General features: G+C 64.6%; 19 protein-coding genes. 13 read left to right on the forward strand and 6 right to left on the reverse strand.

Annotated elements, in window-relative coordinates:
* Nucleotides 1-56 precede the first annotated feature (56 nt).
* Nucleotides 57-983 carry a LysR family transcriptional regulator gene (locus U858_RS0109710; RefSeq protein ID WP_025136964.1) on the reverse strand — a complete coding sequence of 309 codons (927 nt, stop codon included), beginning with the start codon at nucleotides 981-983 and terminating at the stop codon, nucleotides 57-59.
* 276 nt (nucleotides 984-1,259) lie between these two features.
* Here U858_RS0109710 and U858_RS0109715 point away from each other — a divergent pair, with 276 nt between their 5' ends.
* The 4 genes from U858_RS0109715 (at nucleotide 1,260) to U858_RS0109730 (ending at nucleotide 8,299) form a co-directional block, all read left to right on the forward strand.
* Nucleotides 1,260-2,402, forward strand: coding sequence for a porin (locus U858_RS0109715; RefSeq protein WP_025136965.1), 1,143 nt, complete (start codon nucleotides 1,260-1,262; stop codon nucleotides 2,400-2,402).
* A gap of 293 nt (nucleotides 2,403-2,695) precedes the next feature.
* A complete protein-coding gene (locus tag U858_RS0109720) occupies nucleotides 2,696-3,847 on the forward strand; it encodes an efflux RND transporter periplasmic adaptor subunit (RefSeq protein WP_198529712.1) in 1,152 nt (383 codons plus the stop codon).
* Entirely contained in the window at nucleotides 3,834-6,941 is a 3,108-nt protein-coding gene (locus U858_RS0109725) for an efflux RND transporter permease subunit (protein WP_025136967.1), read from the forward strand. Before U858_RS0109720 ends, U858_RS0109725 begins: the two co-directional genes overlap by 14 nt.
* On the forward strand, nucleotides 6,938-8,299 hold the full coding sequence (locus tag U858_RS0109730; RefSeq protein WP_081821583.1) for an efflux transporter outer membrane subunit: 1,362 nt from the start codon (nucleotides 6,938-6,940) through the stop codon (nucleotides 8,297-8,299). The genes U858_RS0109725 and U858_RS0109730 overlap by 4 nt, the downstream gene beginning before the upstream one ends.
* Here the strand turns inward: U858_RS0109730 and U858_RS0109735 are convergent.
* Nucleotides 8,251-9,390, reverse strand: coding sequence for a glycosyltransferase (locus tag U858_RS0109735; protein ID WP_025136969.1), 1,140 nt, complete (start codon nucleotides 9,388-9,390; stop codon nucleotides 8,251-8,253). The genes U858_RS0109730 and U858_RS0109735 overlap by 49 nt on opposite strands.
* Nucleotides 9,391-9,668: 278 nt before the next feature.
* On the opposite strand from U858_RS0109735, the gene U858_RS0109740 reads away from it, so the two are divergent.
* Entirely contained in the window at nucleotides 9,669-10,373 is a 705-nt protein-coding gene (locus U858_RS0109740; RefSeq protein WP_025136970.1) for a heavy metal response regulator transcription factor, read from the forward strand.
* Nucleotides 10,373-11,746 carry a heavy metal sensor histidine kinase gene (locus tag U858_RS0109745; RefSeq protein ID WP_232786522.1) on the forward strand — a complete coding sequence of 458 codons (1,374 nt, stop codon included), beginning with the start codon at nucleotides 10,373-10,375 and terminating at the stop codon, nucleotides 11,744-11,746. The genes U858_RS0109740 and U858_RS0109745 overlap by 1 nt, the downstream gene beginning before the upstream one ends.
* A gap of 121 nt (nucleotides 11,747-11,867) precedes the next feature.
* On the opposite strand, the gene hxsA is transcribed toward U858_RS0109745, so the two are convergent.
* From hxsA to hxsB, 3 genes are read right to left on the reverse strand one after another with little or no spacing between them, the layout of a single operon-like run.
* On the reverse strand, nucleotides 11,868-12,539 hold the full coding sequence (hxsA, locus tag U858_RS34750; protein WP_081821584.1) for a His-Xaa-Ser repeat protein HxsA: 672 nt from the start codon (nucleotides 12,537-12,539) through the stop codon (nucleotides 11,868-11,870).
* A complete protein-coding gene (hxsC, locus tag U858_RS0109750; protein WP_025136972.1) occupies nucleotides 12,536-13,675 on the reverse strand; it encodes a His-Xaa-Ser system radical SAM maturase HxsC in 1,140 nt (379 codons plus the stop codon). Before hxsC ends, hxsA begins: the two co-directional genes overlap by 4 nt.
* Nucleotides 13,663-15,117, reverse strand: a complete 1,455-nt coding sequence (hxsB, locus tag U858_RS34755; RefSeq protein WP_081821585.1) for a His-Xaa-Ser system radical SAM maturase HxsB — start codon at nucleotides 15,115-15,117, stop codon at nucleotides 13,663-13,665. Before hxsB ends, hxsC begins: the two co-directional genes overlap by 13 nt.
* A 287-nt stretch (nucleotides 15,118-15,404) precedes the next feature.
* Here hxsB and U858_RS0109765 point away from each other — a divergent pair, with 287 nt between their 5' ends.
* The 6 genes from U858_RS0109765 to U858_RS0109790 all read left to right on the forward strand — a co-directional run bounded on the left by U858_RS0109765 (nucleotide 15,405) and on the right by U858_RS0109790 (nucleotide 23,527).
* Complete coding sequence (locus U858_RS0109765; protein WP_025136975.1) at nucleotides 15,405-15,911, forward strand: sigma-70 family RNA polymerase sigma factor; 507 nt, start codon at nucleotides 15,405-15,407, stop codon at nucleotides 15,909-15,911.
* Complete coding sequence (locus U858_RS0109770; RefSeq protein WP_232786523.1) at nucleotides 15,908-16,885, forward strand: FecR domain-containing protein; 978 nt, start codon at nucleotides 15,908-15,910, stop codon at nucleotides 16,883-16,885. Before U858_RS0109765 ends, U858_RS0109770 begins: the two co-directional genes overlap by 4 nt.
* Before the next feature lie 66 nt (nucleotides 16,886-16,951).
* Nucleotides 16,952-19,393 carry a TonB-dependent siderophore receptor gene (locus U858_RS0109775; RefSeq protein ID WP_025136977.1) on the forward strand — a complete coding sequence of 814 codons (2,442 nt, stop codon included), beginning with the start codon at nucleotides 16,952-16,954 and terminating at the stop codon, nucleotides 19,391-19,393.
* A 113-nt stretch (nucleotides 19,394-19,506) separates the two neighbouring features.
* Nucleotides 19,507-20,034, forward strand: coding sequence for a sigma-70 family RNA polymerase sigma factor (locus U858_RS0109780; RefSeq protein ID WP_025136978.1), 528 nt, complete (start codon nucleotides 19,507-19,509; stop codon nucleotides 20,032-20,034).
* A 6-nt stretch (nucleotides 20,035-20,040) separates the two neighbouring features.
* On the forward strand, nucleotides 20,041-20,991 hold the full coding sequence (locus tag U858_RS0109785) for a FecR domain-containing protein (RefSeq protein ID WP_025136979.1): 951 nt from the start codon (nucleotides 20,041-20,043) through the stop codon (nucleotides 20,989-20,991).
* Nucleotides 20,992-21,079: 88 nt separating this feature from the next.
* Entirely contained in the window at nucleotides 21,080-23,527 is a 2,448-nt protein-coding gene (locus tag U858_RS0109790; protein WP_025136980.1) for a TonB-dependent receptor, read from the forward strand.
* Between the two features lie 11 nt (nucleotides 23,528-23,538).
* Here the strand turns inward: U858_RS0109790 and U858_RS0109795 are convergent, their stop codons facing one another.
* Nucleotides 23,539-24,444: a LysR family transcriptional regulator gene (locus tag U858_RS0109795; RefSeq protein ID WP_025136981.1), complete on the reverse strand. Its 906-nt coding sequence runs from the start codon at nucleotides 24,442-24,444 to the stop codon at nucleotides 23,539-23,541.
* Between the two features lie 152 nt (nucleotides 24,445-24,596).
* On the opposite strand from U858_RS0109795, the gene U858_RS0109800 reads away from it, so the two are divergent.
* Complete coding sequence (locus U858_RS0109800) at nucleotides 24,597-26,183, forward strand: sulfatase (protein WP_025136982.1); 1,587 nt, start codon at nucleotides 24,597-24,599, stop codon at nucleotides 26,181-26,183.
* Nucleotides 26,184-26,213 lie beyond the last annotated feature (30 nt).

The raw sequence follows: 26,213 nt of genomic DNA on the forward strand, positions 1-26,213 counted from the left end.
TACCGTGACCCGCACATAACATGTTTGTCAGACTTCGACGACGGCTCTCGCATGCCTTACAGAATGGGCGCGGCAAGCGCTTGCACGCGCAACGCGGCCGGCGTGGACGTCAACGTTTGCTGCAGCCTGGCTTGCAGCAAGTGCAGGAACGCGCGGGCTCGCGCAGGCGGATGACGCGTGGTCTGCAATGCGTACAGCGGTATCGGCGCAACGCTCCAATCCGGCAGGACGGGAACCAGGCCATGCCCCAGCGCCACGGCGGGCAGCGCCGCAATGCCGGCGCCGCCGCGTACCAGGTCCGCCAATGCATCAAGATTGTTGGCACGCACCTTCGCACGCGCGGCGATATGCACCGTCTCGCCATCGGTGCGCAACGTCCACTGCGACAGTTCACTGCAGATCTCCGTGCCCAGGCATTGGTGACGACGCAGCTCCGGGGGCGACGCCGGTGCGGGATGGGCGTCCAGGTAGCTGGCACAGGCGTAGAGGCGATAGGGAACCGACGCAAGATGCCGCGACACCAGATCGGAGTCGGGCTGGACGCCCCATCGGAGCGCGATATCGAAGTCCGCTGGTGTCGCGCAGTTGTCCTTGAAGGCGGAGTAGTCCAGCAGGACGTCGATGCCTGGCCAGGCCGCGCAGAATTCGCGCACGACGCCCACGAATGCGAACGGCGCCAGTGTGTCGGGCAAGCTGATCCGCAAGGTGCCGGTGGGCTCCAGCCCCAGCTGGCGCAGCGCATGGTGTGCGTCGGCGGCTTGTTCGATCAGCTCGCGGCAGGTGTCGAAATACAGGGTGCCGGCGTCGGTTAGCAACATGCCGCGAGTGGTGCGTATCAGCAGGGCGATGCCCAGCTCCCGCTCCAGGCAGCGCAAGCGCCGGGAAATGGTGGACGCTGGCATGTCGAGCTTGTCCGCGCTACGCCCCAGGTGCAGCAGCTTTGCGACCTCCACGAAGATCGCGATGTCGTTGAGATTAGGCATGCGTCACCACCGGGCGGCGCCCTGTTTCCTTACCGAATGCTTGCCACTGTATCGGGGGTAGCCTGACGGGCGCGTGACGCGATCCTGACCGCAGGGTATCAGCGGGATGACATCGTATCTCTGGCGTCACCGCCATGCCATTCATGGCGCGGGCCGTGCCGTTTTCGCTATTACGCCGCGGCCCGCGCTCGCCCATACTCGCCTGCATTCCGGCATGCCACTGACGGCGCCGGGGATATCGAGCCAATCCGGCATGATCAATCGGGGGTGTCAATCATGAAGAGAACGAGGCTGAACATTCTGGCGCTGGCAGGCGGCATCATCGCGATGCCGCTCACGGCTGTCGCGCAGACGTCCGTCACGCTCTACGGCGTTGTGGACGCAGGCGTGGGTTACGAACGCGTGAAGGGACCGAACGGTTTTTCGCAGAGCCGCGTCGGGTCGGTGGACGGCGTCAACAGCGGCTCCCGCTGGGGCCTGCGCGGGCAGGAGGATCTGGGAGACGGCCTGCGCGCCATCTTCAACGTGGAAAGCGGATTCAGCGCCAACACCGGCATGTCGGGCCAGAGCAACCGGCTGTTCGGCCGGCGCGCCACCGTCGGACTGGCCAGCGACGATTGGGGCACGCTGGAATTCGGCCGGCGGATCAACCTGGCCTCGGACTGGATCGGCAATATCGTGGATCCGTTCGGCACCTCCTTCCGGACCGCCAACCTTGGGTCTGCCTTCAGCGCGGCGAACACGATGCGGGTCGACAACCTGGTGCTGTATCAGACGCCTACCTTCGGCGGGTGGCAGGCCGGGCTGGGGTACTCGTTCAACGTGGACAGCACGCGAGCCGACAATGCACCGGGCACGACTGACTTTGCGACGGGCAACAACAACCGTTTGCTGACCGCGGGCCTGCGCTACAGCAATGGGCCGGTGTACGCCGCCCTGTCCTACGACCGGCTCAACCCCACCAATGGCGCTGTGGGCGGGCAATCGCCCGCCCGCATCCAGCAGTACATGATCGCCGGCAGCTACGATTTTGAAATATTGAAGGTGCACGCGATCTTCGGCCAGACCTACGACGGCTGGTTCCAGGGGCAGACCATGGGGGTGACGCCGAACGAGGGCGGCTTCGAGAACATGGGCACCTACAAGCTGCGCGACGGTTTCCGCGCGAATTCGTACCTGCTGGGCGCGACGCTGCCCTTGGGCGCAAGCAAGGTCTTCGCGTCCTGGCAGCGCGCTGATCCGAACAACACCAGCCTGACGGGTGATGACAGCACCATGAACGTCTATAGCGTGGGCTATACCTACGACCTGTCCAAGCGCACCAATCTCTATGCCTATGTGTCCTATGGGGACAACTACGCCTTCAACCGCGACGCCAGCAACCAGGCCGCGGCAGTGGGCTTGCGACACCGGTTTTAAGCGCGCCGCGTCAGCGCCCAGGCTGAAACTCACGCAAGTCTCCGCTGCGAGAGTGACGGCTGACTCCGCGAAAGTCGGGCGTCTGGCGGGCGTGTCTTGAAAGGGTCGGGCCGCCTTCGGGCGGCCCACTCATTTGCGCCGGACACGGGCCCGGCAATGTTATCTGGGCGACAGCAAAGCGTAAGCACCAGGACAGTGGCGGCCCCGTAGAGTACAGCTTCCACCTCTACCGGGACGGCGCTGTCATGTTGTCATCAACGCAGTTATTCACGCGGCCACGGCTGATCATATGGGTGCCCTTGCTGGTCCTGGGGGCGGTGCTGGCCGGTTACCTGGCGCGATCGGGCGACGCGGGCGCGACCGTCGCCGGCGAGCGGCCCGCCGTGCCGGTGCGGACGGCGCCGGTGGAGCGGCAGGACGAGTTGCCATTGATGCTGCGGTCTTCCGGAGACGTCCGTCCGGTGCGCAGCGTGGACGTGCGCACGCAGGTCGACGGCGTGCTCAACGAAATCACCGCGCGCGAAGGCGAGATGGTGCGCGCCGGAGACACGCTGGCCCGCATCGATGACCGCGTCATCGTGTCGGCGCTGGCGCAAGCCAAGGCGCAGCATGCCATGGTGGCCGCGCAATTGAAGGTGGCGCGGCTGGACCTGGCCCGCTACCGCAGCCTGCGCAAGGAGGAAGCCGTCTCGCTGCAGGTGGTGGAACAGCAGGCGGCGCGGGTGGAAGAACTGCAGGCCTCGGTACGCAATCTGGAGGCGGCGATGCAGGCCCAGGAGGTATTGCTGTCGTACACCGACATCCGTTCGCCGCTCGATGGCCGGGTGGGACTGATCCGGCTGCACGCGGGCAATGTGCTGCGCACCGCCGAGTCCCAGGTGATGTTCACCGTGGTGCAGATGGACCCGATCACGGTCGAGATGTCGGTGCCGCAAGCCTTGCTGCCCCGTATCCAGGAAGCGCTGTCCGACGGGGCGAAGGTGCCGGTGCAGGCCTATGTCAGCGACGGCGGCGCGTTGCTGGCCGAGGGCCGTCTGGCGCTGCTGGACAACCAGGTGTCGACGGCCAGCGGCACGATCCGCCTGAAGGCGTTGTTCGATAACCCGCAGGGGCGGCTCTGGCCGGGGCAGTCGGTGGTGGCGGCCTTGCGGTTGCAGGTGATGAATGATGTGCTGGTGGTGCCCGCCAGGGCCCTGCAACGCGGCGACGGGCGCATGTTCGTCTGGCGTGTCGATGACGGCAAGGCGCGGGCCACGGACGTGACCGTGCTGCATGCCACGGATACGCTGGCGGCGGTGTCCGGGCTGGAAGAGGGCGTGTCGGTGGTGGTGGACGGCGCCTCGCGCCTGTATCCGGGCGCTAGCGTACGCGCCGAGGCCGCTGGCGAGCCGTCGGCCGCGCGGCTGGCGGCAACCGGCAAGGCAGGCGCCGATGCAGCGCGCTAGCCTTTATGCCTGGTGCATCGCGCACCCGATCGGCACGGTACTGATGACGATCGCCGTGGTGCTGCTGGGGGTGCTGGCCTACCTGCGCCTGCCCGTGGCGCCGCTGCCGGAAGTCGATTTCCCCACCATACAGGTCGAGGCGCGCCTGCCGGGCGCCAGCGCCCAGACCATGGCGTCTTCCGTGGCGACGCCGCTGGAAGTGCAGTTCAGCGCCATCCCCGGCGTCTCCGAAATGACCTCGTCCAGCTCCATCGGCGTCACCACGCTGACGCTGCAGTTCTCGCTGGACAAGGACATCGACGTTGCGGCCCAGGAGATCCAGGCGGCCATCAACACTGCCGCGGGGCGCCTGCCGGCCGATCTGCCCAACCTGCCGACCTGGCGCAAGGTGAACCCCGCCGATGGCCCGGTGCTGATTCTGAGCGTCACGTCCAAGACGTTGCCGTTGACCGAACTGAGCGACCTGGCCGAGACGGTGCTGGCGCGGCAATTGAGCCAGGTCGAAGGCGTGGGGCAGATTTCGCTGACCGGGCAGCGTCGGCCGGCCATTCGCATCCGCGCCAATCCCGAAACGCTGGCCGCCACGCGCAGCACGCTGGCCGACGTGCGTGAGGCGATCCAGCGCGGTAGCGTCAACCTGCCCAAGGGCGCGCTGTTCAGCGCCGACCGGGTGGCGACGCTGGAGGTCAACGATCAGCTGTTCGACCCCGCGGACTACGGCGCGCTGGTGATCGGCTATCGCGAAGGCGAACCGGTCCTGCTCAAGGACGTGGCCACCGTGGAACTGGGCGCGGAGGACGACTACATGGGCGCCTGGCCCGATGGGCAGCCGGGCGTCGCCCTGATCATCCGGCGCCAGCCGGGCGCCAACATCGTGGCGACGGCGGACCGGATCGCACAGGCGCTGCCAGCCTTGCAGGCGGCGCTGCCGGCGGACGTGGCCGTGGAGGTCTACAACGACCGTACCCGCACCATCCGCTCGTCGTTGCACGAGGTCCAGCTGACGCTGGCCGTGGCCATCGTCCTGGTGATCGGGGTGATGGCGGTGTTCCTGAGGCAGACATCGGCCACGCTGATCGTGTCGGCCGTGCTGGCGGTGTCGTTGGTGGCGACGTTCGCGGTGATGGCGCTGGCCGGGTTCAGCCTGAACAACCTGACGCTGGTCGCGATCGTCGTGGCGGTGGGCTTCATCGTGGATGACGCCATCGTGGTGATCGAGAACATACACCGCCACCTGGAGGCGGGCGCGAGCATGCGCGAGGCGGCGTTGAACGGGACGCGCGAGATCGGCTTCACGGTCGTGTCGATCAGCGTGTCGCTGGTGGCGGCGTTCACGCCGCTGCTGTTCATGGACGGTATCGTGGGCCGTCTGTTCAGCGAATTCGCCCTGACCGCCACGGCCGCGATCATGGTGTCGATGATCGTTTGCCTGACGCTGGCGCCCACGCTGGCCAGCCTGTTCATGAAAGCCCAGGCGCATCCGCCGGGGGGCGTGCCGTCGGGCCAGTCCGGCCGCCTGGCGGGACTTTACGTCCGGGCGCTCGACTGGGTGCTGGCGCACCAGCGCACGACCCTGGTGGTGTTCCTGCTGACGGTCGCAGCCAGCGTCGCCAGCTTCGTGTCGATTCCCAAGGGCTTTTTCCCCTTGCAGGATACGGGGTTCATCGTGGGGGTGACGCGGGCGGCTTCCGATATCTCCTATGACGACATGGTCGCCAAGCACAAGCAGATCGAGGCCATCGTGCAGGCCGAGCCCGGCGTCGTCGGCGTCAACCATGCGGTGGGCGGCTCGGCCACATTGGGCAATGGCCGGATCTGGCTGGTGCTGAGCGATCCCGGCGACCGGGATGCCAGCGCCAGCGAAATCATCGACCGCCTGCGTCCGAAGTTCGCGCAGATCCCGGGAATACAGGTGTTTCTGCGCTCGGCGCAGGACATCGTCATCGGCGCCGGGCAGCCGCGCGCCCAATACCTGTACGTGATGCGGGCGCAGGACAGCGCGCAATTGGCCGAGTGGGCCGAAAAGCTGAGCGACAGCCTGGCGCGGGAGCCGCTGTTCCGGGATGTGTCGCATGACCTGCAATGGGATGCGCAGATCACCCGCCTGACGCTGGACCGAGCCGTGGCGGCGCGCTACGGCTTCACGGCCAGCGACCTGGACAATGCCTTGTACGACGCGTTCGGCCAGCGGCAGATCAACCAGATGCAGACCGAGGCCAACCAGTACTACGTGGTGCTCGAAATCGACCACCACCAGCGCGGCACGGCGGAAAGCTTGGCCTACTTCCAGCTGCGCTCGCCGTTGACCGGCGAGATGGTGCCCTTGTTGAGCTTCGCGCGAGTCGAGCCGCCGCAGCGCGGGCCGGCGGTGATCGTGCACGATTCGCTGCTGCCGGCGGTCAACCTGTCCTTCAACCTGGCGCCCGGCGCGCCGTTGGGAGACGCGGTGCAGCGCCTGGAGCAGATACGGGAAGGGCTGGGCATGCCCGCCAGCGTCACGGGTTCGTTCCAGGGTTCCGCCCAGGCGTTCCAGGACTCGCTGGCGAGCCAGCCCTGGTTGATCCTGGCGGCGCTGCTGGCGGTGTACATCATCCTGGGCGTGCTCTACGAGAGCTTCGTGCACCCGCTGACCATCCTGTCCACATTGCCGTCCGCCGGCCTGGGCGCCATTCTGTTCCTGTGGCTGTGGCGGCTGGACTTCTCGGTCATGGCGTTGATCGGCCTGATCCTGCTGATCGGCATCGTCAAGAAGAACGGCATCCTGCTGGTGGACTTTGCCTTGCAGGCGCAGCGCGAACGCGGCCTGTCGGCGCAAGAGGCCATCCGCGAAGCGTGCCTGACGCGGTTCCGGCCGATCATGATGACGACCCTGGCGGCGGGGCTGGGCGCGGTGCCGCTGATGCTGGCGTTCGGCACCGGCGCCGAGCTTCGCGAACCGCTGGGCGTGGCCATCGTGGGCGGGCTGGCCATCAGCCAGGTGCTGACGCTGTTGACCACGCCCGTGGTGTTCCTGGCGCTGCACCGCCTGTTCCTGGCGCGGCGGGCGCAAACGCCCGGCGCGCCTGATCTCAAGCCAACTGGAAAGGCCAGATGAATCGATTGCAACGACTGTCGGGGTTGAGCGCGCTGGCGCTGCTGGCGGCATGTTCTACCACGCCCGCGAATCTGCCCGCGCCGGGGGCCGATGACACCGCCGAGGCGGCGCTGGCCCAGGCCGGCCTGCCCGTGCGCTGGTGGGAGAGTTTCCAGGACCCGGCGCTGGATCGTCTGCTGGGGCATGCGCTGGTGTCGAACCTGGACCTGGCGTCCGCCGCCGAACGCATCCGCGAGCAACGCGCGCTGCGCCGCCAGGCGTCGGCCGCGCTGTTCCCGACGTTGAATGCCGGGGCCAGCGCGCAGCGCGCCTCACGGGTGGAGCCTGCCTCGTGGTACGGCCTGGACCTGGCCTGGGAGATCGACCTGTTCGGCAGGCTGGGCGCGCAGCGCGACGCCGCCACGGCCGAGACCCAGGCCACCATTCATGACTACGAGGCCTTGCGCCTGAGCTTGATGGCGGAAGTGGCGGTGGCGTACCTGCAACTACGGCTGGCGCAGCGCCAGGCCCGGTTGGCCGAGAGCACGGGGGAGGTGCTGAGACGCACCAGCGACCTGGTGGATGCGCGGCGCCGCATGGGCATGGCCAGCCGCCTGGATTCGGAACGCATGGTCGCCGAATACGAAGCGACCTATGCCGAGGTGCCGGTGGCGCAGCAGCAGGTCATCAGTTCGCGCCATGCGCTGGCCTATCTGCTGGCGACCGAGGTGAACGTGATCGACCAGATGCTCGACCTAGGCCCCGAGCAGCCGCAGGTGCCGCGCCAGGAGGCGTTGGACGCACTGCTGGCGATGCCCGCGGACACGCTGCGCTGGCGCCCGGATGTGCAGGCGGCGCAGCGGCGCATGGCCGCTGCCGGAGACATGCTGCGGGCGGAAAGGGCGGCCCGCTATCCGCAACTGACGCTGGGCCTCATGGGCGGCTTCGAGCGCGGCACGAGCGATCCGGCGTGGTCGCTGGGCCTGCAGTTGCTGCAGCCGCTGTTTGACTTCGGCAGAATCGAGTCGCGTATCGAAGGCGCCGACGCTCGCCTGGCGCAGAGCCGGCTGGCCTATGAATCCGCATTACGGCTGGCGCTGCGCCAGAGCCAGACCAGCATCCACGGCTACGGTCAGGCGATGCGCCGGCAGTCGCGCCTGGATGCCGCAGCGGCTGCGGCGGACAATGCCGCGCAATTGGCCCGCAGCCAGTACGAGGCCGGCATGGTGTCGCTGCTGGAAGTGCTGGATGCGCAGCGCAGCGCCTATGACATCCAGCGCTCGCTCTCGAGCGCCACGATCGACGTGGCGCTGCGCTGGGTCGAGATCTATCAGACCCTGGGCGTGGCCAGCGAGTTGCCCCCGAGCACGCCTTCGTAGACCGCCAGCGTCTGGGACACGAAGCGGTCTACGCCGAATTCCGCCAGACTCTTGGCTCGCGCCGCACGGCCCATCGCCGGCAGCAGGCCGCGTTGGGCAATGATCTGTTCCAGGCAGCGAGCGATGCTGGCGGGCGACGCTGGATCCACGACCCAGCCGTCGACGCCGTGGTCCACGTTTTCCGGCAAGCCGGCGTAGCGGCTGACCATGACGGGCTTGCCCATCGCCATCATTTCCCGGCAGGCGAATGAAATCGTCTCGATGCGGGTGGACAGGACAAAGCCGATGTCAAAGGCGGCCACGAACGGACGCACGTCGGCAAGCAGGCCGGCGTAGTAGACCTGGCGCTCCATGCCCAGTTCGCGGATGCGGACTTCCTGCTCGCGGGTGAGCGGGGCGCCCGCCACCGCCACGAGCACCTGGTCCCGCAGCGCGGGCGGCAGCAGGGTCACGGCGTGCACCATGTCCAGCCAGTGCTTGTAGCCCGCCGTGCCGGCGTTGCTGCCGATGACGTAGCGGTTCGTGGCCTCCAACGGCCAGCCGCGGCGCGGGTCTGCGCGGTCGGATTGCGGCTCGGGCCGGAAATAGTCCGTGTCCACGCCGTTCTTCACCGTGGTGATGGGGCAGCGCGCATAGGCCGACGCGCTCAAGGTGTTACGCGAGTCTTCGCAGACGGCGATGACGTGGTCGGTGGCCAGCCTGGCCCGCAGATAGGGTCCCATGCCCTTTACCGTATGGTTGTCGTGCTTGGTGTAGACAATGCCCGGACGCCGGCCGGTGAGCTTCATCCTGGCCAGCATCACGCTACGGTGGTCCAGGGAACCATTGACGTGAACGATGTCAAATCTTCCGATGGCCATGATGTCTGCCAGCCGCGCGATGCATGCCGGCGTGTTCCAGAGGCGGCTCGAGAACTCGACCGCCACGTTCTCCGTCAGGCCGGTCTGGGCCGCGCAGGCATACAGGCGGCTGGTTTCGGGCACTGCCACCGTCAGGCCGTGGTCGTGGCCCAGGTGGCGGATCAGCGTGTTGATGTAGGTGGTGTGGCCGCCGCCATCGCCCTTGTGGAAATTGGTATAGAGAATTTTCATGAGTGGCCGCGCCGGTAAGCCTCTACGCGGATGGTTGCCGCGAGGCGTTGCGGGTACTCTATTCAGGCGCGACTGACCCCAGCGTGACCTCGACCTGACGGCTACGCGTCGGCAAGCTGACGCGTAGCCAAGCTGACATTTCTGTCAGCTTGGGGTCACGCTGCGGACGGCGGCGTGGGTCTACATTGATAGGGCGCGTCGGCAGATTTCCTGTGGACCCGGGTCTTCGGGAGACGGAATTCGCATTGACCAAGACCGACCAGGAGGGGCAGGTAAAAATGCGTTTATTGCTACTGGAAGACGAGCCCAAGACGGCGTCGTACATCAAGCGCGGGTTGACGGGCCTGGGCTATACCGTGGACCTGGCGCCAGACGGCACCGAGGGTCTGTTCCTGGCGTTGGAGCAGGACTACGATGGCATCATCCTGGATGTCATGCTGCCCGGCAAGGACGGGTACACGGTGCTGGAACTGTTGCGGGCGCGCAAGCAGACGCCGGTGCTGATGCTGTCGGCGCGCGGATCCGTCGACGAACGCGTGAAGGGCCTGCGCAAGGGGGCCGACGACTACCTGCCCAAACCGTTTTCCTTCACCGAACTGGTGGCGCGCATCCAGGCCTTGCTGCGGCGCGGCTCGGGTGCGGGCGTTGAATCCACCCTGCTGGTGGTCGACGACCTGCAGGTGGACATGATGGCGCGCCGCGTGACGCGCGCCGGGCAGCGCCTGGACCTGACCGCCAAGGAATTCGCCCTGCTCAGTCTGTTGGCCCGGCACCAGGGCGAAATCCTGTCCAAGCTGATGATCGCCGAACAGGTCTGGGACATGAATTTCGACAGCGACGCCAATGTCGTCGAAGTCGCCATGCGGCGCCTGCGCGTCAAGGTCGATGCTCCCTATCCGAAGAAGCTGCTGCACACGGTGCGGGGCATGGGCTACCTGCTGGAAAGCCGCGACGAGCCCGGGCCAGAAGCCGAGGCGCCATGATGTCTTCCATTTCGACGCGGCTGGCCCTGATGTTCGGCCTGTCGGTGGCCCTGATCGTTTCGGTCTGCGCCGTCGTGCTGCAAGGCTCATTGAAGGACTCCCTGCAACAGCAGATGCACAACGAGCTTGAACTGCGCCATTCGCTGCTGGATCCGCTGCTGATGTCGCGCGAGTCCCGCGGGTCCTGGTTGAAGGTCGTCGACAAGCTCAGCGCCATGGCGCCGGACGACGGACCCGATGCGCTGCATTGGGTGATCAGCGACGATCCTTTCTACAGCTATGGCGGCCCCGCGCCCTTTGGCGTGGATTGGAACCGCGTGCCGGACGGGTTCTCGATCTTGCCGCCGCAAAAGGGCTGTTGCCCCTTGAATGTGCTGATCACCACCATTCCTCCCGCCGGCTCGCGCCCGGCGCTGCGCTTTGTCGTGGCGCTGGATTCGACGCCCTACATGAAGACCCTGGGCGACTTCACTCACAACCTGACCGCGATCTCCATCGCTGGCACGCTGCTGGTTGCGCTGCTGGGCTATGGCATCGCCCGCCTGGGGCTTTGGCCCGTCAGGCGCCTGAGCTCGCAAGCGCACGGCCTGGCTCCGGGGGACACCGGCCAGCGCCTGGATACGGCGCGCCTGCCGCCGGAAATCCGCGATCTGGCGGTCTCGTTCAACGGCGTGCTGGCACGGCAGGAGGTGGCCTGGCGTCAGTTGGAAAGCTTCAACGCCGACGTGGCGCACGAGCTGCGCACGCCCTTGACCAACCTGATGGGCCAGACCCAGATGGGCTTGGCGGTGGGGCAGGACGTGCAGGAATTCAAGGAGCTGCTGCAGTCCAATATGGAAGAGCTGGAACGCATGACGTCCATCGTCAACGACATGCTGTTCCTGTCGCATGCGCAGGTCGGCCGGATGGCGATGGATCTGAGCGAGATTTCCCTGCGCGAGGAAGCGCAGAAAACCACGGAATACGTCGAGCCCCTGTTTGTCGAAAAAGACCTCACGATTACGTTGCAAGGCGATGCCCGTGCACTCGCGGACCGCCGGCTGTTCCATCGCGCGCTGGCCAACCTGCTCGAAAATGCCGCTTGCCACGCCGACGTCCGCAGCGAGGTCACGATCGACATGGAAAGCCGTGACGGCAAGGCGTACCTGTCCGTCTCCAACGTCGGCCAGCCGATAGACCCGCAGCACCTGCCACGGCTGTTCGAGCGCTTTTTCCGGGCCGAGTCGTCGCGCAGCCAGAGCGACCGGCATCACGGCCTGGGCCTGTCCATCGTCAAGGCCATCGCGGTGATTCACCAGGGCGATGTCTTCGTGCGCAGCGAGGACGGCGTGAATACCTTTGGATTCTGGATACTGGCCCAATCGTCGACTTAAGTGGGACGCAATATAAAGAAGCGCAGGTCCTATTTTTCTTTTTTTACAGGGTTGCCATCCGTGATTTCTGGGGATTGGCTGCGTGGGGTGAACTCGACCTACAAGTCCGATAGATTCAAATCTAGCGTGCGACAACGATCCCCAACGCGTTCATCGTTTCCGTTGTCATCAGACCGGTGATCGGCAAAGACTTGACAGTCTGAAAATGTTTGATTGCAGCCGTTGTTCCTGGCCCCATTACGCCGTTGATTGGGCCGTCATAGAGTTGAAGCGACGTGAGTTTGATCTGCACTCGCACGATTTGGAGTTTGAGTTTTTCTGCACGATTCAACTCCACATTGTCCGATGTGGCGCCTCCTCCTTTAGGCGGCGTTCCTGACGCCGCAGGTTTGGTGCTTGAAGGTGGTACCACGGGGCGCCCCGTGGCGCCTGACGCATCGCTCTTTCCTGATGGGGACACTGAAGACGATCCGGAAGGCGGCGCGTATAGAGGTGTCGGTGTTTTGGCAGCAGGTGTGAGGGTCGGAGCGGGGGCAGAATAAGTCGAACCACGGCCGCTGGAACCGGAGTAGTGCGAACTATGGCTGGAATGTGAGCGATGGCTGGAATGCGATCGATGTCCGGCGAATAGGTTGTCGTAGCCGAAGTTCAGCGGACGCAATGGCACGGCCTTAGGCTCGTTAAGCGCATCTAATGCGAGCTTTTCCACAGAGGACGTTGCGTCGGCAGGTTTACTGCCAAATGCGGTTAAGCCCGCAATGAACATGCTGATGCTCTTTATGAAGCGACTCATGCCACATATTCCTCATTCATGATCTGTATGACTTTGGCTGGTTTCCAACCGCGTTCATACCAAGAAAAAAATCCTGAGCAATTTGATTTCATCTGGCATGCATCGCAGGCGGGTGCATAGACTTTTTTCCAATCCGAAATGCTGCGATGCGCGTACGCGTGCAGCGCACGGGGCAGTGCGCAAAGTGGTGCATTCATAAACAAAAAAGGCACCGAATGGCGCGCCAATTGGTGCGAGGCTTGTTGGAGCGATTCTTGCCATTCCAGCAGATCGACTTCGCATAGTTCGCGATTGGCCAGAGCAAAGCCGATAGGCTCACAGGCCATTAGCGCAACCTCTTTGACGAACGGAAGGTTGCGGCCAATGAAGGTGCATAGAGCCGGCAGGGTTTCCAATACGGGGCGTATCAACACGATTCGCAATTGGATTGGCTGGCTATAGCGTTGAAGATTCAATAATCCTGAGAGGGTCTGTTCGAAGGCCCCAGGCGTTTGAACCACGAAATCATGCAGAAAATCGGCATGACCGTACAGAGGAACGAGCCAGGTGACGGGTGTGGACAGGCCATTTAGCAATGCGTGGCTCTGGTCTAAGTCAGCCAGCAGGCGACCGTTGGTCAGTAGTTCCACACGCGTGCCCGGATGCTGGAAGCCCACCGAGTCCAGTACTGTCCTGAGGTGGGGGCCCAGTAGCAGCGGTTCTCCGCCGCTCAACCCCAGCACTTGCGGCGAGACAGTTAGGTGGCGGATCGCGTCAAGAGTCTCCTCGACCATCCACGCGTCGTCCTGAAGTGTCGGGGGCTGCGAGCACATCAGACAGTAGCTGTTGCAGCGGTTGGTCAACTGCAGGCTGTGGTGTACGTCTGATTCGCGGTACAGCACCGTAACTTCTGATCGTTCGGGATCAGCCGAGACAATATCGCCGGGCTCCAGGCCAGTAGCAGCAACCCAATCGACATTGGACAAGCCTGAAGCCTGATATTGTGCAACCAAACTCCGTTGTGTTGCAGTGGGGGCTTGCACCAAGAATTGCAGGTCAGCTTGCCACTGCACCGCTAGCAAGTCGGCATCGATCACACGCCAGACGCGATAGCCATTTTGCACAGTTTGGCCGAAATTGGCTTTTAAGCGCCGCATTGTATTGCCTCCTTTGGAGGGCTGGGGCGTGCCCAGGCATGGAACAGATCCATGCGTTGCTCATCAGCATGTTTGAGGGCGCTGAAAAAATAATCAAATAGCCATAGATGTCGTTGGCAATGTTCGGTCTGCAGCGCTGGGGTTTCCATGTTTGCGAACTGGGCTTGTGCATCTACCGGGTTTGGGGCGCAGAATGTTTGGTATGCACAGTTGCGGCACCCTTCCATTTTCTCCACTCGGCTGGATGCGATCAGACGCTGTTGCACCGGAGATTGCCGCAGCTCAGCCAAGGGATTGCCGATTTTTCCCAGACGCAGCGATACGTCGCCGTTCTCCGCCAGCATGCGGGCCTCGTCGCTGGGATACACATAACCATCGTAGTTGTAGACCAATACGCTCTGGCCTGCACCCGTCGGACTTTGAAGGTCGACATAGCCCGCATCGAATGGCGAGAGGATCTTATTCAGGATGATGGATGCGTAGACCTCTCGTAGTTCAACGCCTTGTCGATTCCAATGTAGTATTCGATCGAGCGCCCTTCGATAGAAATCGTAGAATTGCTCTGGCCTATAGCCTAGTAGACGCTGATTGCGCTTGGCAAAGCCATAACTGCTGAGTGGTCGAATGAATATGTCATTGAAGCCAAGTTTGACGTATTCGTCGACGATCTCTTCCGGATGCGTCAAGGAAGCTTTCGTGGTCGTCATCAACGCCGACACTGCGTCGTGTCCGAGTTCGCTGCGCGCCAATTCAATTCCGGCGAGAGTGCGCTCGTAAGCATTGCGTCCAGGAGTCGGACGGTTGCGATTATGTAGCGCTGCGGGGCCGTCGATACTAGTCGACAGAAATACGCCGTGCCTTGCCAGAAAACGGCACATTTCACGATCCAGTTGGTGAAGCGTGGAGGCGATTACGAAGCGCAATTGACGACCTTCCGAGCGGTTACGTTCATGGATTCGAGTGATCGCGATTTGCACCATGTCGAACCGCAGCAGGGGATCGCCGCCCTGGAATTCGATAGTCAAAGCCGGGGCGTCGCTTTCAAACACGCTGTCACAAGCCGCCAAAAGATCTGCGTGCGATAACGTGTGACCCGTGTCTGTCAAAGACCGGCTGACCTGGCAGTATTGACAGGAATGCGCGCACTGTAGGGTGGGAACAATGATGTGCAAACTGACGCCGCCCGCGATGGTTTCGCGTCTGGCCGCCTTACGCGAAGCCAGCAGCCGACGGCTACCCGATCGATCAAGGTTGGCCACAAAGTGGCCGGCTTTCAGATCTGCTTGTAACGACAGCGGTAATTCGGTCACACGGCCTTGTGCTAATGACCGAGCCTGATCGGCAGTCAGAAAAACATGGTCGCCAGCCGAGCTGACTGCAAGCCAATCATTGTCGATCGCCCTAGTTTGATAGGGCAGTACCTCCACGGCATAGGCATTCACGCGCTTCTCCTAGCGCGGCTCCTTGGGCCGGCGCGCTTATAAAGTTTTTAGCAACATAATGACACAAAATTATTGCAAAACCTAATTTGGAGTATTTTTTAGAAAGGCGTGCCGCGCGGTTTTATGCGAACACTGCAAGGCATTTCGGGATGGATCCAGGCGCCTGTGAATTGATCGGTCGGACAGAGGCCGGTGATGGTGAGATGATTTTTTTTGCGGCCTTTTGCCCTCGCTTGATCTCAATATTGTAAATTATAGTTATTCTCATCTATGCCCGCGCGTCTTCCATGGCTGCCACCGACCCCACCCCGCAGCACACGCTTCACACGCTCTACCAGGACCATCAAGGTTGGCTGCAGGGCTGGTTACGTAAAAAGCTGGGGTGCGCATTCGATGCGGCCGACCTGGTGCACGACACCTATCTGCGGGTCTTGAGCCGCCGCGAGCCCGGCGATATCCGTGAGCCGCGTTCGTACCTGGCCACCATCGCTCACGGTTTGATGGTGAACCACCTGCGGCGCCGCGACCTGGAACGCGCCTATCTGGAAACGCTGGCGCATCTGCCCGAGCCCCAGGCTCCCTCGCCGGAATCCCGCGCGCTGGCCCTGGAAGCGCTTTGCGAGATCGACGCCATGCTCGACGGCCTGCCCGTCGCGGCCCGGCGTGCGTTCCTGCTGTGCCAGATGGAAGGCATGACCCATGCCGAGATCGCCAAGACGCTGCGCGTGTCGGTGGGGTCGGTGCGCCTGTACATCGCCCGCGCCTTGCGCCAATGCCTGGAACTGGCGCCGTGAGCGGCGGGGGCATCGACCCGCGCGCGCTGGACGGCGCGGTGGAATGGTTTCTACGGTTGACGTCCGGCACCGCCAGCGACGCCGACCACGCGGCCTGGCAGGCCTGGCGCCGGGCCGATCCAGAACATGAACGGGCCTGGCAACGCACCGAAGCCCTGACGCGCCGGTTCGAAGTGCTGCCCAAGGGCGTGCTGCCGGTATTGGGCCGTCCGCGTTCGGCGGGGCGCCGGCGCGTGCTGGGCAAGCTGGCGTTGTTGGCCAGCGCCGGCGGTGCCGCCTGGCTGGCGTACCGCGACGACGCCTGGCGCAACTGGGTCGCCGAATACCGCACGCCGACAGGGGCGCGGCGCGAGGTGATGCTGGCCGACCATAGCCGCGTCGTCTTGAACACGTCCACGGCGATGGATGTGCTGTTCGACGCCCAGCAAAGGCTGATCGCGCTGCATGCCGGCGAAATCCTGGTCGAGACAGCGCCCGATCCCGAACGCATCGCCCGGCCGTTCATCGTGCGGACCCGCGAAGGCAGCATCACCGCGCTGGGCACCCGTTTCGTGGTGCGGCGCGACGACGGCGTATCGGCCGTGCAGGTGTTGGAAGGCGCCGTGCGCGTGGCGCCGCGCGGGGTGGCTGCCGATGGCGCTGTGGTGGTGCCGGCCGGCATGGGCTTGCGCTTTGGCGACGGCCTGGCCGACCGCCCCGAACCCATCGCGGGCGATCCGTCGGCCTGGCAGCATGGCATGCTGCAGGTGGACGGCATGCCGCTCAGGCAATTCCTGGCCGAGCTGCAACGCTACCGCAGCGGCTGGATCGAATGCGCGCCGGAAGTGGCCCATCTGCCGATCTCGGGCGCCTTCCCGCTGGGGGATATCGACCGGGTGCTGGCCACCGTCGCCGACACCTTGCCGTTGCAACTGCGTTACCGCACCCGCTATTGGGTGTCCGTGCTGCCGCGGGGTGGAAAAACTAATTTGTAACGCGATTAGCACTTTTCGCGTCTCATCTGGCTACGAGGGTAAGACCAACTGTTGGAGTGCCCCGTCATGCCCCCGCGTTATCCCCGTCTGCGCGCCAGCGCGTCCCGTCGCGCCCTGTGCGGCGCCCGCGCGTTCGCGCTGCCACTGGCTGCCCTGGCCGCGCCCGTCCAGGCGCAGACGTCCGCCGCGCCGGTCGCGGTGGCGATCGAACCCGGCCCGCTCAGCGCCGCATTGTCGGCCTACGCCGCGCGCGCCGGCGTGCTGCTGTCGTTCGATCCGGCGCTGACGCGGGACCTGCGCACGGCGGGGCTCCAAGGCAGCTATGGCTTCGAAGAGGGCTTGCGCAAGCTGTTGGACGGCAGCGGGCTGGAACCCTTGCGGCGGACCGACGGCGGCTACACGCTGCGCCGCCAGCCCCAGGCGGACGTGACCGCGCTGCCCGCCGTCACCGTGACGGGCAGCCGCGACGGCGACGCGGTCAGCGAAGGCACCGGTTCGTACACGACGCGGGCGGCCTCGTCGGCGACCCGCATGGACTTGTCCCTGCGCGAGACGCCCCAGTCGGTCAGCGTCGTCACCCGGCAGCAGATGGATGACCAGAATCTGACGACCCTGGACGACGTGCTGCGCCAGACCCCGGGCGTCGTGGCGGACAAGCAGGACGAGCGCGTCACCATCACGTCGCGCGGCTTCGCCATGAACACCATGATCGATGGCGTGCCCACGTTTGCGTTCAAGACGCCCGCGGCCGAGGTCGGCATGATCAACACTGTCATCTACGACCGCATTGAAGTCGTGCGCGGCGCAGCCGGCCTGCTCAATGGGGTGGGGGAGCCGGGCGGTTCGATCAACCTGATCCGCAAGCGGCCCACCAGCGAATTCGCCGGCCACGTCACTGCCGGCGCGGGCCGCTGGAACAACTACAACCTGGAGATGGACCTGGGCGGGCCGCTGAACAGCTCTGGCTCCGTGCGGGGCCGGGCCATCGCTTCGCGCACTGCGGGCGACAGCTTCATCGACAGGCGCAAGCGGTCCGACGATGTTTTCTACGGCATCCTTGAAGCGGATATCACGCCCAACACGCTGTTGAGCGTGGGCTTCGAACATCAGAAGACCGCCATCGACGGCGCCAACTTCGGCCAGGCGCCCCTGTTCTACAGCGACGGTACGCGTACGGACTTTCCGCGCTCGTTCAACCCCGGCACCCCATGGAGCCAGTGGGACATGTACAGCGACAAGATTTTCGTCACGCTGGACCATCGCTTCGATAACGGCTGGCGCATCAAGATGGACGCCAGCCGCCTGAAGAACGAACGCCGCGCGGTCTGGGGCTACCTCTTCGAATACTCCCCCGTCGAGCAGAACGGCGATTCCACCATCGAGATTCGCAAGAATCCGGCCAACTCCACCAACAAGTCCTTTGACCTGTACGCCACCGGCCCCTTCCAGGCATTCGGCAGGGAGCATCAGGCGTCGTTGGGCATGAGCGTCAACGACTACACCAGCGAGCTGAACCTGGATTCGGCCAACCCCAACGGCTGGGACCGCCGGCCGCTCAATTTCTACCAGCTGCAGAATTTCCCCAAGCCCAGCCAGTTCTACACCTTCTACAACACCTTCCTGGACGCCAAGGAAACCGCCGTCTACGGTTCTGCCCGCCTGAAAATCGCCGAACCCCTGTCGTTCGTGCTGGGCGGCCGCGCCACCTGGTACGAAGAAAAATCCAAGTCCTACAACGGCCCCGCCAATCTCTGGACCACCAATCCCACCGCCAAGGCGAACGGCGAATTCACGCCCTATGCCGGTACGGTGCTGGACCTGAACGACACGTTTTCGGCCTACGCCAGCTATACGCGGATCTTCATTCCCCGCACCGAACGCGATGCCACCAATGCGCTGCTGCCGCCGCAAACCGGCAAGAACTACGAACTGGGCCTCAAGGGCGAGCACCTGGACGGCAAGCTCAACACCAGCTTTGCCGTCTTTCGCACCCAGGAAGCCAATGTGCCGGTCGAAGACCCCAGCGGCACGCCTTTGCCGGACGGCAGCACGCCGTACCGGTCCGTGGCGGGGGCGCGCAGCAAGGGTTTCGAGGTGACGGTGGCCGGCGAAGTCGCGCGTGGCTTGCAGCTGATGGGCGGATATACCTACTTCGCCAAGCGCGACAACGAAGGCGTTTTGCTGTTGCCGAACTACCCCGAGCGTCTGTTCCGGGTGGCGGCCAGCTATCGCCTGCCCGGGGCATGGAACAAACTCACGGTCGGCGCCAGCGTGAACTACCAGAGCGGGATCTACTACGACGAATCCAGCGGCCTGGGCCGCGCGACGCAGGGCGGGGTGACGTTGTTGGGGCTGATGGCCCGCTATGAATTCAGCCGGCAGGTTGCCGCGTCGATCAACATCGATAACTTGACCGACAAGCGGTACTACAGCGGGCTGGGCGGATACAACGGCTACAACTACGGGACGCCCCGGAATGTGTGGATGAAGGTCAGCTACAAGTTCTAGCCGACCGCGCCGGGGCCGGATGACGGGGAGCGGAGGCGGACGGATTGTTCGCTTCCATCAATAATGATTACAATTCCCATTCCCGAAAATCTGAAAGCAGTCACCCCACGGCCATGTCGTCCACGGAATCCCTGGAGCACCGCGAGCTCGGCAGGCTCTATCGCGATCATCATGGCTGGCTGCGCGGCTGGCTGCTGCGGCGCCTGAGCGTGCCGGCCGAGGCGGCCGACCTGGCGCAGGACACCTTCCTGCGCCTGTTGGCTTCGCCCGCGTCCATGGCGCAATTGCAGGGCATCCGCCAGCCGCGCAGTTTCCTGGCCACGGTGGCCCAGCGCACCTTGGTCGACCATATCCGCCGCCAGGTGCTGGAACGCGCCTGGCTGGAAACGCTGGCGCAGCAGCCCGAAGCCAGCGCCATTTCTCCCGAGACCCAGGCCATCCTGCTGGAAACCATCCGCGAGATCGACGCCATGCTGAGTGGCCTGGGCGACAAGGTGCGGCGGGCCTTCCTGATGTCGCAGCTGGAGGGCGCCAGCTATGCCGAGATCGCATCGACCCTGGGCGTCACGGTCAGTTCCGTCAAGAAATACATGGCCCGCGCCACCGAGCATTGCCTCGTGTACGCGCTGGCCCGGCAGTAGGCGGCCATGGCGGACAAGACAATCGCGACCGCGGCGCAATGGTATGCGCGGTTATGTGCGGACGACGTCACCCCCGCTGACCTGGCCGCGCATGGCCGCTGGTTGGCGCAAGACCCGGAGCATGCGCGCATCTGGCGCCAGGTCGAACGCCTGCGCGGCACCCTGGGTGCCGCGCCCGCCCGGCTGGCGGCCGACACCCTGAACCGGGTCGACCACCACTTTGCCCGTCGCCGTGCGGTGCTGCGCAATGGCCTGGGCGCCGTGGCGTTGCTGGGCGCGGGAAGCCTGCTGGCCTGGCGCGTCTTGCCCGTGGATGATCTGCTGGCCGACTATCGCACCGGCACGGGCGAGCGCCGCGAACTGCGGTTGGCGGACGGCACCCTGCTGTGGCTGGACAGCGCCAGTGCGGTGGACGTCAAGATCGATGCGCAGGGTCGCCAGATCACCGTGCATTCGGGCGAAATCCTGATCGACACGGAACACGCGGCGCGGGGCCTGCCGCCGCTGCGCGTTGCCACCGTGCACGGCACCGTGCGCCCGCTGGGCACGCGCTTCATCGTCAATCGCCAGGAAGGCCGGACGCAGGTGGCCGTGCTGCGCCATGCCGTGGCGGTGCAAGCGGCGGCGGGCGGCGACGAGGTGATCCTGCAGGCCGGCGAGCAGGGCACCCTGGATGCCTCGGGCGCCCGTCACGCCGGGGCCATCACCGGTGAACCCGACGCCTGGACGCGGGGCTTGCTGATCGTGGACAACTGGCGCCTGGGCGACCTGATCGACCAGCTGGACCGCTACCGTCCCGGCCGGCTGCGGTGCGACGACGCCGTGGCTTCCTTGCGCGTATCCGGCGCATTCCCCATCGACGACACCGACCGGGCGCTGGCCGCCGTCGAGCGCGCGCTACCGGTCCGGATATCGCGTTTCACCCGCTACTACGTCCGCGTGGTGGCGCGCGGCTGATTTATTTTCCAGAGGCATTGTCCTTTTTTCGTGCTCGTCCGACTTAGCAGGGATCACGTTGGATTCAAGTCACGGAAAACCTTTGTTCATGTCCTCTACTACTGCTTCCTGCCGCCCTTTCTTTGCATTCGCGCCGTTGGCGCTGGCCGTCCTGGCTGCCTCGATGGCGATCGGCGCCGCGCCTGCGGCGCAGGCGCAAGCCGCGCCCAATGTCGAGACCGCCCGCCACTATGACATTCCTGCGGGGCCGCTGGGCCTGGCGTTGAGCCGGTTCGCTGCCCAGGCGGGCGTGGTGCTGTCATTCGACGCGCAACTGACCCAGGGCAAGCAAAGCGCCGGGCTGCAAGGCGGCTATGGCGTTGCCGCGGGCCTGGCCACCATGCTGGCCGGTACCGGCCTGGAGGCCATCAACCAGGGCGCCAACAATTACGGTTTGCGCATCGCCGGCACGCAGACACTGGCGCCGGTGGAAGTCCTGGGCTCGCGCGAGCCGGTGCCCAGCGAGGGAACGGATTCGTACACCGTCGGCTTGTCCACCACCGCCACCCGGCTGCCGATGACCCTACGCGAAACGCCGCAGTCCGTGTCGGTCATGACGCGTCAACGCCTGACGGACCAGGGCCTGAACACCCTGGAAGACGCCATTGCCAACACGCCCGGCTTGACCTTCAAGAAGAAGGGGTCGGCCGATGACAATGAAAAAGGCCTGTACGCGCGCGGCATGGAAATCACCAACATGCAGGTGGACGGCGTGCCGACGCACAAGGATTTCAACGCCTTGGGCCTGGACACCGCGCTGTACGACCGCATCGAAGTCGTGCGGGGATCCACCGGCCTGCTGAGCGGTGCAGGCAACCCTGCGGCATCCATCAACCTTGTGCGCAAACGACCCACGCGGGAATTCGAGGCCGGCGCCGGTGTCACCGTGGGGTCCTGGGACTACAAGCGCACCGAGTTCGACCTGGGCAGCCCGCTGGACGAGTCCGGCAAATTGCGCGGACGGCTGGTCGGCGCATGGCAGGAAGGCGGCTCGTTCATCGACCGCGTCAAGCAGGACTCGCAACTGCTTTACGGCGTGGTCGAGGCCGATCTGGCCGAGCGCACCTTGTTGACGCTGGGCGCGGAATACCAGCGCAAGAAATGCACGGCGTGCTCGTACTTCGGTTTCCCCGCCGTGTATGCGGACGGTTCCGAGACGGACTTCCCCCAGCGCTTCAACTCGGCGACCAACTGGAGCCGCCAGGAACGCACGCGCTACAACGTCTTTGCCACGTTGGACCACGAATTTGCGCCCTTGTGGAAAGGGTCCGTCACCCTGTCGCGCACCGGCGACGACAACGACCGCACCTACGGCTGGTTCAGCAGCAACGGTTGGGCCAATCCGCAGACGGGGCAGGGCGCCTCGGTCTGGGTCGCGAAATGGCCTATCCCCAAGACCCAGAACGCCGTGGATGCCAGCCTTTCCGGCGCCTTCAACGCGCTTGGCCGCCAGCACGACCTGGTGCTGGGCGTCAACGCGTCGCGCACCAAGGCGGACTACGACACCTATCCGCTGTGGCTGGCGCCCGGCTATGACCCCAAGATTCCGGACATCCGCGCGTGGAACGGCGACATGCCCGAGCCGGATTGGCAGTCGACCGGCAAGCGCTATTACACCGAGAAGCAAGCGTCGATCTACGGGGCAGTGCGTCTGCGTCCCACCGAGGCCTTGTCGCTGGTGCTGGGATCGCGCGTGACGTGGTGGGACCAGCAGGCGTCCTATACCTATAACGATGGTTCTTCCTACCCGGACGACATGCGCGAGCAAGGCGTCTACACGCCCTATGCCGGGGTGGTCTACGACCTGACAAGCAACCTGTCGGCCTACGCCAGCTACACCAGCATCTTCCTGCCACAACAGGCGCAGAGCGTGTCGGGCAGCGTGCTGGCGCCCATCAAGGGCAACACGTATGAAGTGGGCCTGAAAACGACGTTGCTGGACGGCCGCCTGAACGGATCGGTGGCCCTGTTCCGCACGCGGCAAGACAACTACGCGATGCTGGACGGCGACCGCCTGGCGCCCAACGGCGACAGCGCGTTCGTTGCCGCCGACGGCGCGGTGATGCGCGGCGTGGAAGCGGAAGTGAGCGGCGAGCTCACGCCGGGCTGGCAGATGCAGCTGTCGTACGCCTATGTGGACCGCAGGCTGCCCCAGGGCTTTACGACCCAGGTCGGCCTGCCGCGCCACATCGCCAAGCTCTACACCACCTATCGCCTGCCTGGCGATTGGAGCGCCCTGACGGTAGGCGGCGGCGTGCGCTGGGAAAGCCAGAGCGGCTATTCCAGCCGCGGGCCCGGCGGCCGTCAGGCCGAGGCGTCACAAGGCGCCTATGCCTTGCTGGACTTGATGGCGCGATATCAGTTCAACCGCCAATGGTCCGCCACGCTGAACCTGAACAATGTGCTGGACAAGAAGTATTACGCCAGCACCAACGTCTACAGCAATTACTACGGGGCGCCATTCAGCGCGATGCTGGGGGTGAATTACCGGTATTGATGAGCGCGCCATCAACGCGCCAATCGCAAACTCTCCATGAAATACACCGCGTGGTCCGACGACTGCGCGGCTTCCCTCCAGACCATGCCCGTCACGCCGCGGCTGCGCATTGCCAATGGCAGCACTTTCAGCATGTTTTGTCTGGAAAAGTGCAGGGCCAATCCCTGAGAAATCGGCATCACCAGGTCGGAATCGGCCAGCAGCGCCAGGTTGACCAACACCGAAGACGATTCCACCTGGTGCCAGGGTGCGGGCTGGTCGGCTAGCGCCAGTTCGTATTCCAGCCGCATCCGCATCGGCGTGGCGGGGCCGGGCGATATCCACGGATAGCGCTGCACGTCCTGCCAGGTGACCTTGCGTTTTTTCGCCAGCGGATGGGTGATGCCGACGACCAGGCAGATGGGTTCGTCGTACAGCTCTTCATAATGCAGGTTGCGCGGCAAGGATTTCTGTTCAAGCCGTCCGACGACGATGTCGAACGTGCCTTCCTGCATCAGCGGCAATAAATAATCCAGGGTGTTTTCCGCGATGCGCAGCAATACCTTGGGATAGCGCTCACGAAAACGCTGGATGCCGGGCGGCAGCAGCACGGGCGCGATGTTGGGGGTGACGCCCACCGCCAGCGTGCCGGTAGCGCCGCGTGCCAGCTGCGTCATGGCATCCTGCGCACGTCCGAGCTTGCCCAGAATTTCCCGCGCATGCGTGCGCAGTTCCAGCGCGTGAAGCGTGGGTTCGATGCCGCGTGCGTGCCGGTCAAACAGCGGCAGGCCAATATCCTGTTCCAGGTCTTTCAGCCACTTCGACAGCGCCGGTTGCGTGATATTGAGTTCGGCCGCTACCTGGCTCAGGTTCCGGGTTTCGCACAGGCGCACCAGGATAGCCAGATGGCGCAAGCGGATGCGGTGAGTCCAGTCCATGCGAGAGATTCCCTGGGTCGAGACATAAATACGCGGTTATGACTGAGGTGGATTAATTCATTATCCATTTATATCCTGGCTCCACATAATGGGCTCACAACAGCGCCAAACCGGTATTCAACCCGGTATTCAACCGGCGCCAAGGAGACAGGATGCAGCCGAACTTCCTTTTGTTCATCACGGACCAGCAGCGCGCCGATCACCTGGGAAGCTACGGCAACCCGATCGTGCACACCCCCGAACTGGATGCGCTGGCGCGGCGAGGGTGGTCCGCCGACCGTTTCTACGTTGCCTCGCCCATCTGCATGCCGAACCGGGCGACGCTGATGACCGGCCGGATGCCTTCCGTACACGGCGTGCGCCATAACGGAATTCCTCTGTCGCAACGCGCCACGACGTTTGTCGACCGCCTGCGGCTGGCGGGCTATGCCACGGCGTTGATCGGCAAGGGCCATCTGCAGAACATGACCGGCAAGGGCCCGGTGTGGCCGCCAGCGGGCAGCGATCCGTCGCTAGGCGAGGCCTGGACCGCCGAGCCGGGCAATTACGATCAGGAGTGGGGGCCACTTTGGCGCAACGATCCCACTCATGACCTGCAGACCCCGTTCTACGGTTTTCAGCGGGTGGACCTGGCCGTCGATCATGGCGATCAGGTCTGGGGGCACTACGAACGCTGGCTGGCCAGGACGCACCCGGAAGTGCGACGCCAATGGGGCCCCGAACATGCGCTGCCCGCGCCCGGGTTCGTGCTGGCCGAACACCATCAGGCATGGCGCACCCGCGTGCCGGAAGAATGCTCCACCACCGCCTATCTTGGCGATCAGACCATTTTCCAGCTACGTGAACATGCGGCGGGTAAACAGCCGTTCTTCATCCAGTGTTCGTTTCCCGACCCGCACCATCCGTTCACGCCGCACGGCAAATACTGGAGCATGTATCGCCCCGAGGACGTCGCGTTGCCGCATTCGTTTCATGCCAGCGCCGCGCCGAATCATCGGCCAGCCCCGCATGTTGCCTGGCTGTACTGGCAGCGGGATCAGCGCAAGGCCGTCAAGCACACGCCCGCCATCTTCGCTTGCACGGAACGCGAGGCGCGCGAGGCCATTGCCTTGAACTACGGCTCGATCAGCCATATCGACGCCACCATCGGGCGCGTCCTGCAAACCCTGCGCCAGACGGGGCTGGATGAGAACACCGTCGTCATCTTCACCAGCGACCACGGCGATTACTTTGGCGACCATCAACTGCTGCTCAAGGGGCCTGTCCACTTTCAAAGCCTGATACGCACCCCCTTCATATGGCACGATCCCCAAGCCCGACCCGCCGCTGCCCGCAGCCAGGCGCTGTGTTCCACCGCCGACATCGCCGCTACCGTGCTGGACCGCGCTGGACTGCCCGCCTACAACGGCATGCAAGGCGCCTCGATGTTGCCGTTGATGTCCGGCGCGGTGGACGCGTTGCGCGATGCGGTGCTGATCGAAGAAGAGGGCCAGCGCACCATGTTCGGCTTTGCCGGCCGCACCCGCATGCGCACCCTGCAAACCGCGCGTCATCGCCTGAGCGTCTACGCCGACGCGACCTGGGGCGAACTCTACGACTTGCAGCACGACCCCCACGAGCTGCGCAATCTGTGGGACGAACCGGCTTGCGCCGTGCTGCGCGCCGAGCTGCTGTTCGAACTGTCCCGCAGCATGATCCGGCACGCCGAGACCAGCCCGCATCCGTCGGCCATTGCCTGACACCTTCTCATTCCGGCGCTGGCCGCTGTG

Source organism: Achromobacter sp. DH1f (assembly GCF_000633435.1).
Lineage (GTDB): Bacteria > Pseudomonadota > Gammaproteobacteria > Burkholderiales > Burkholderiaceae_B > Achromobacter > Achromobacter deleyi.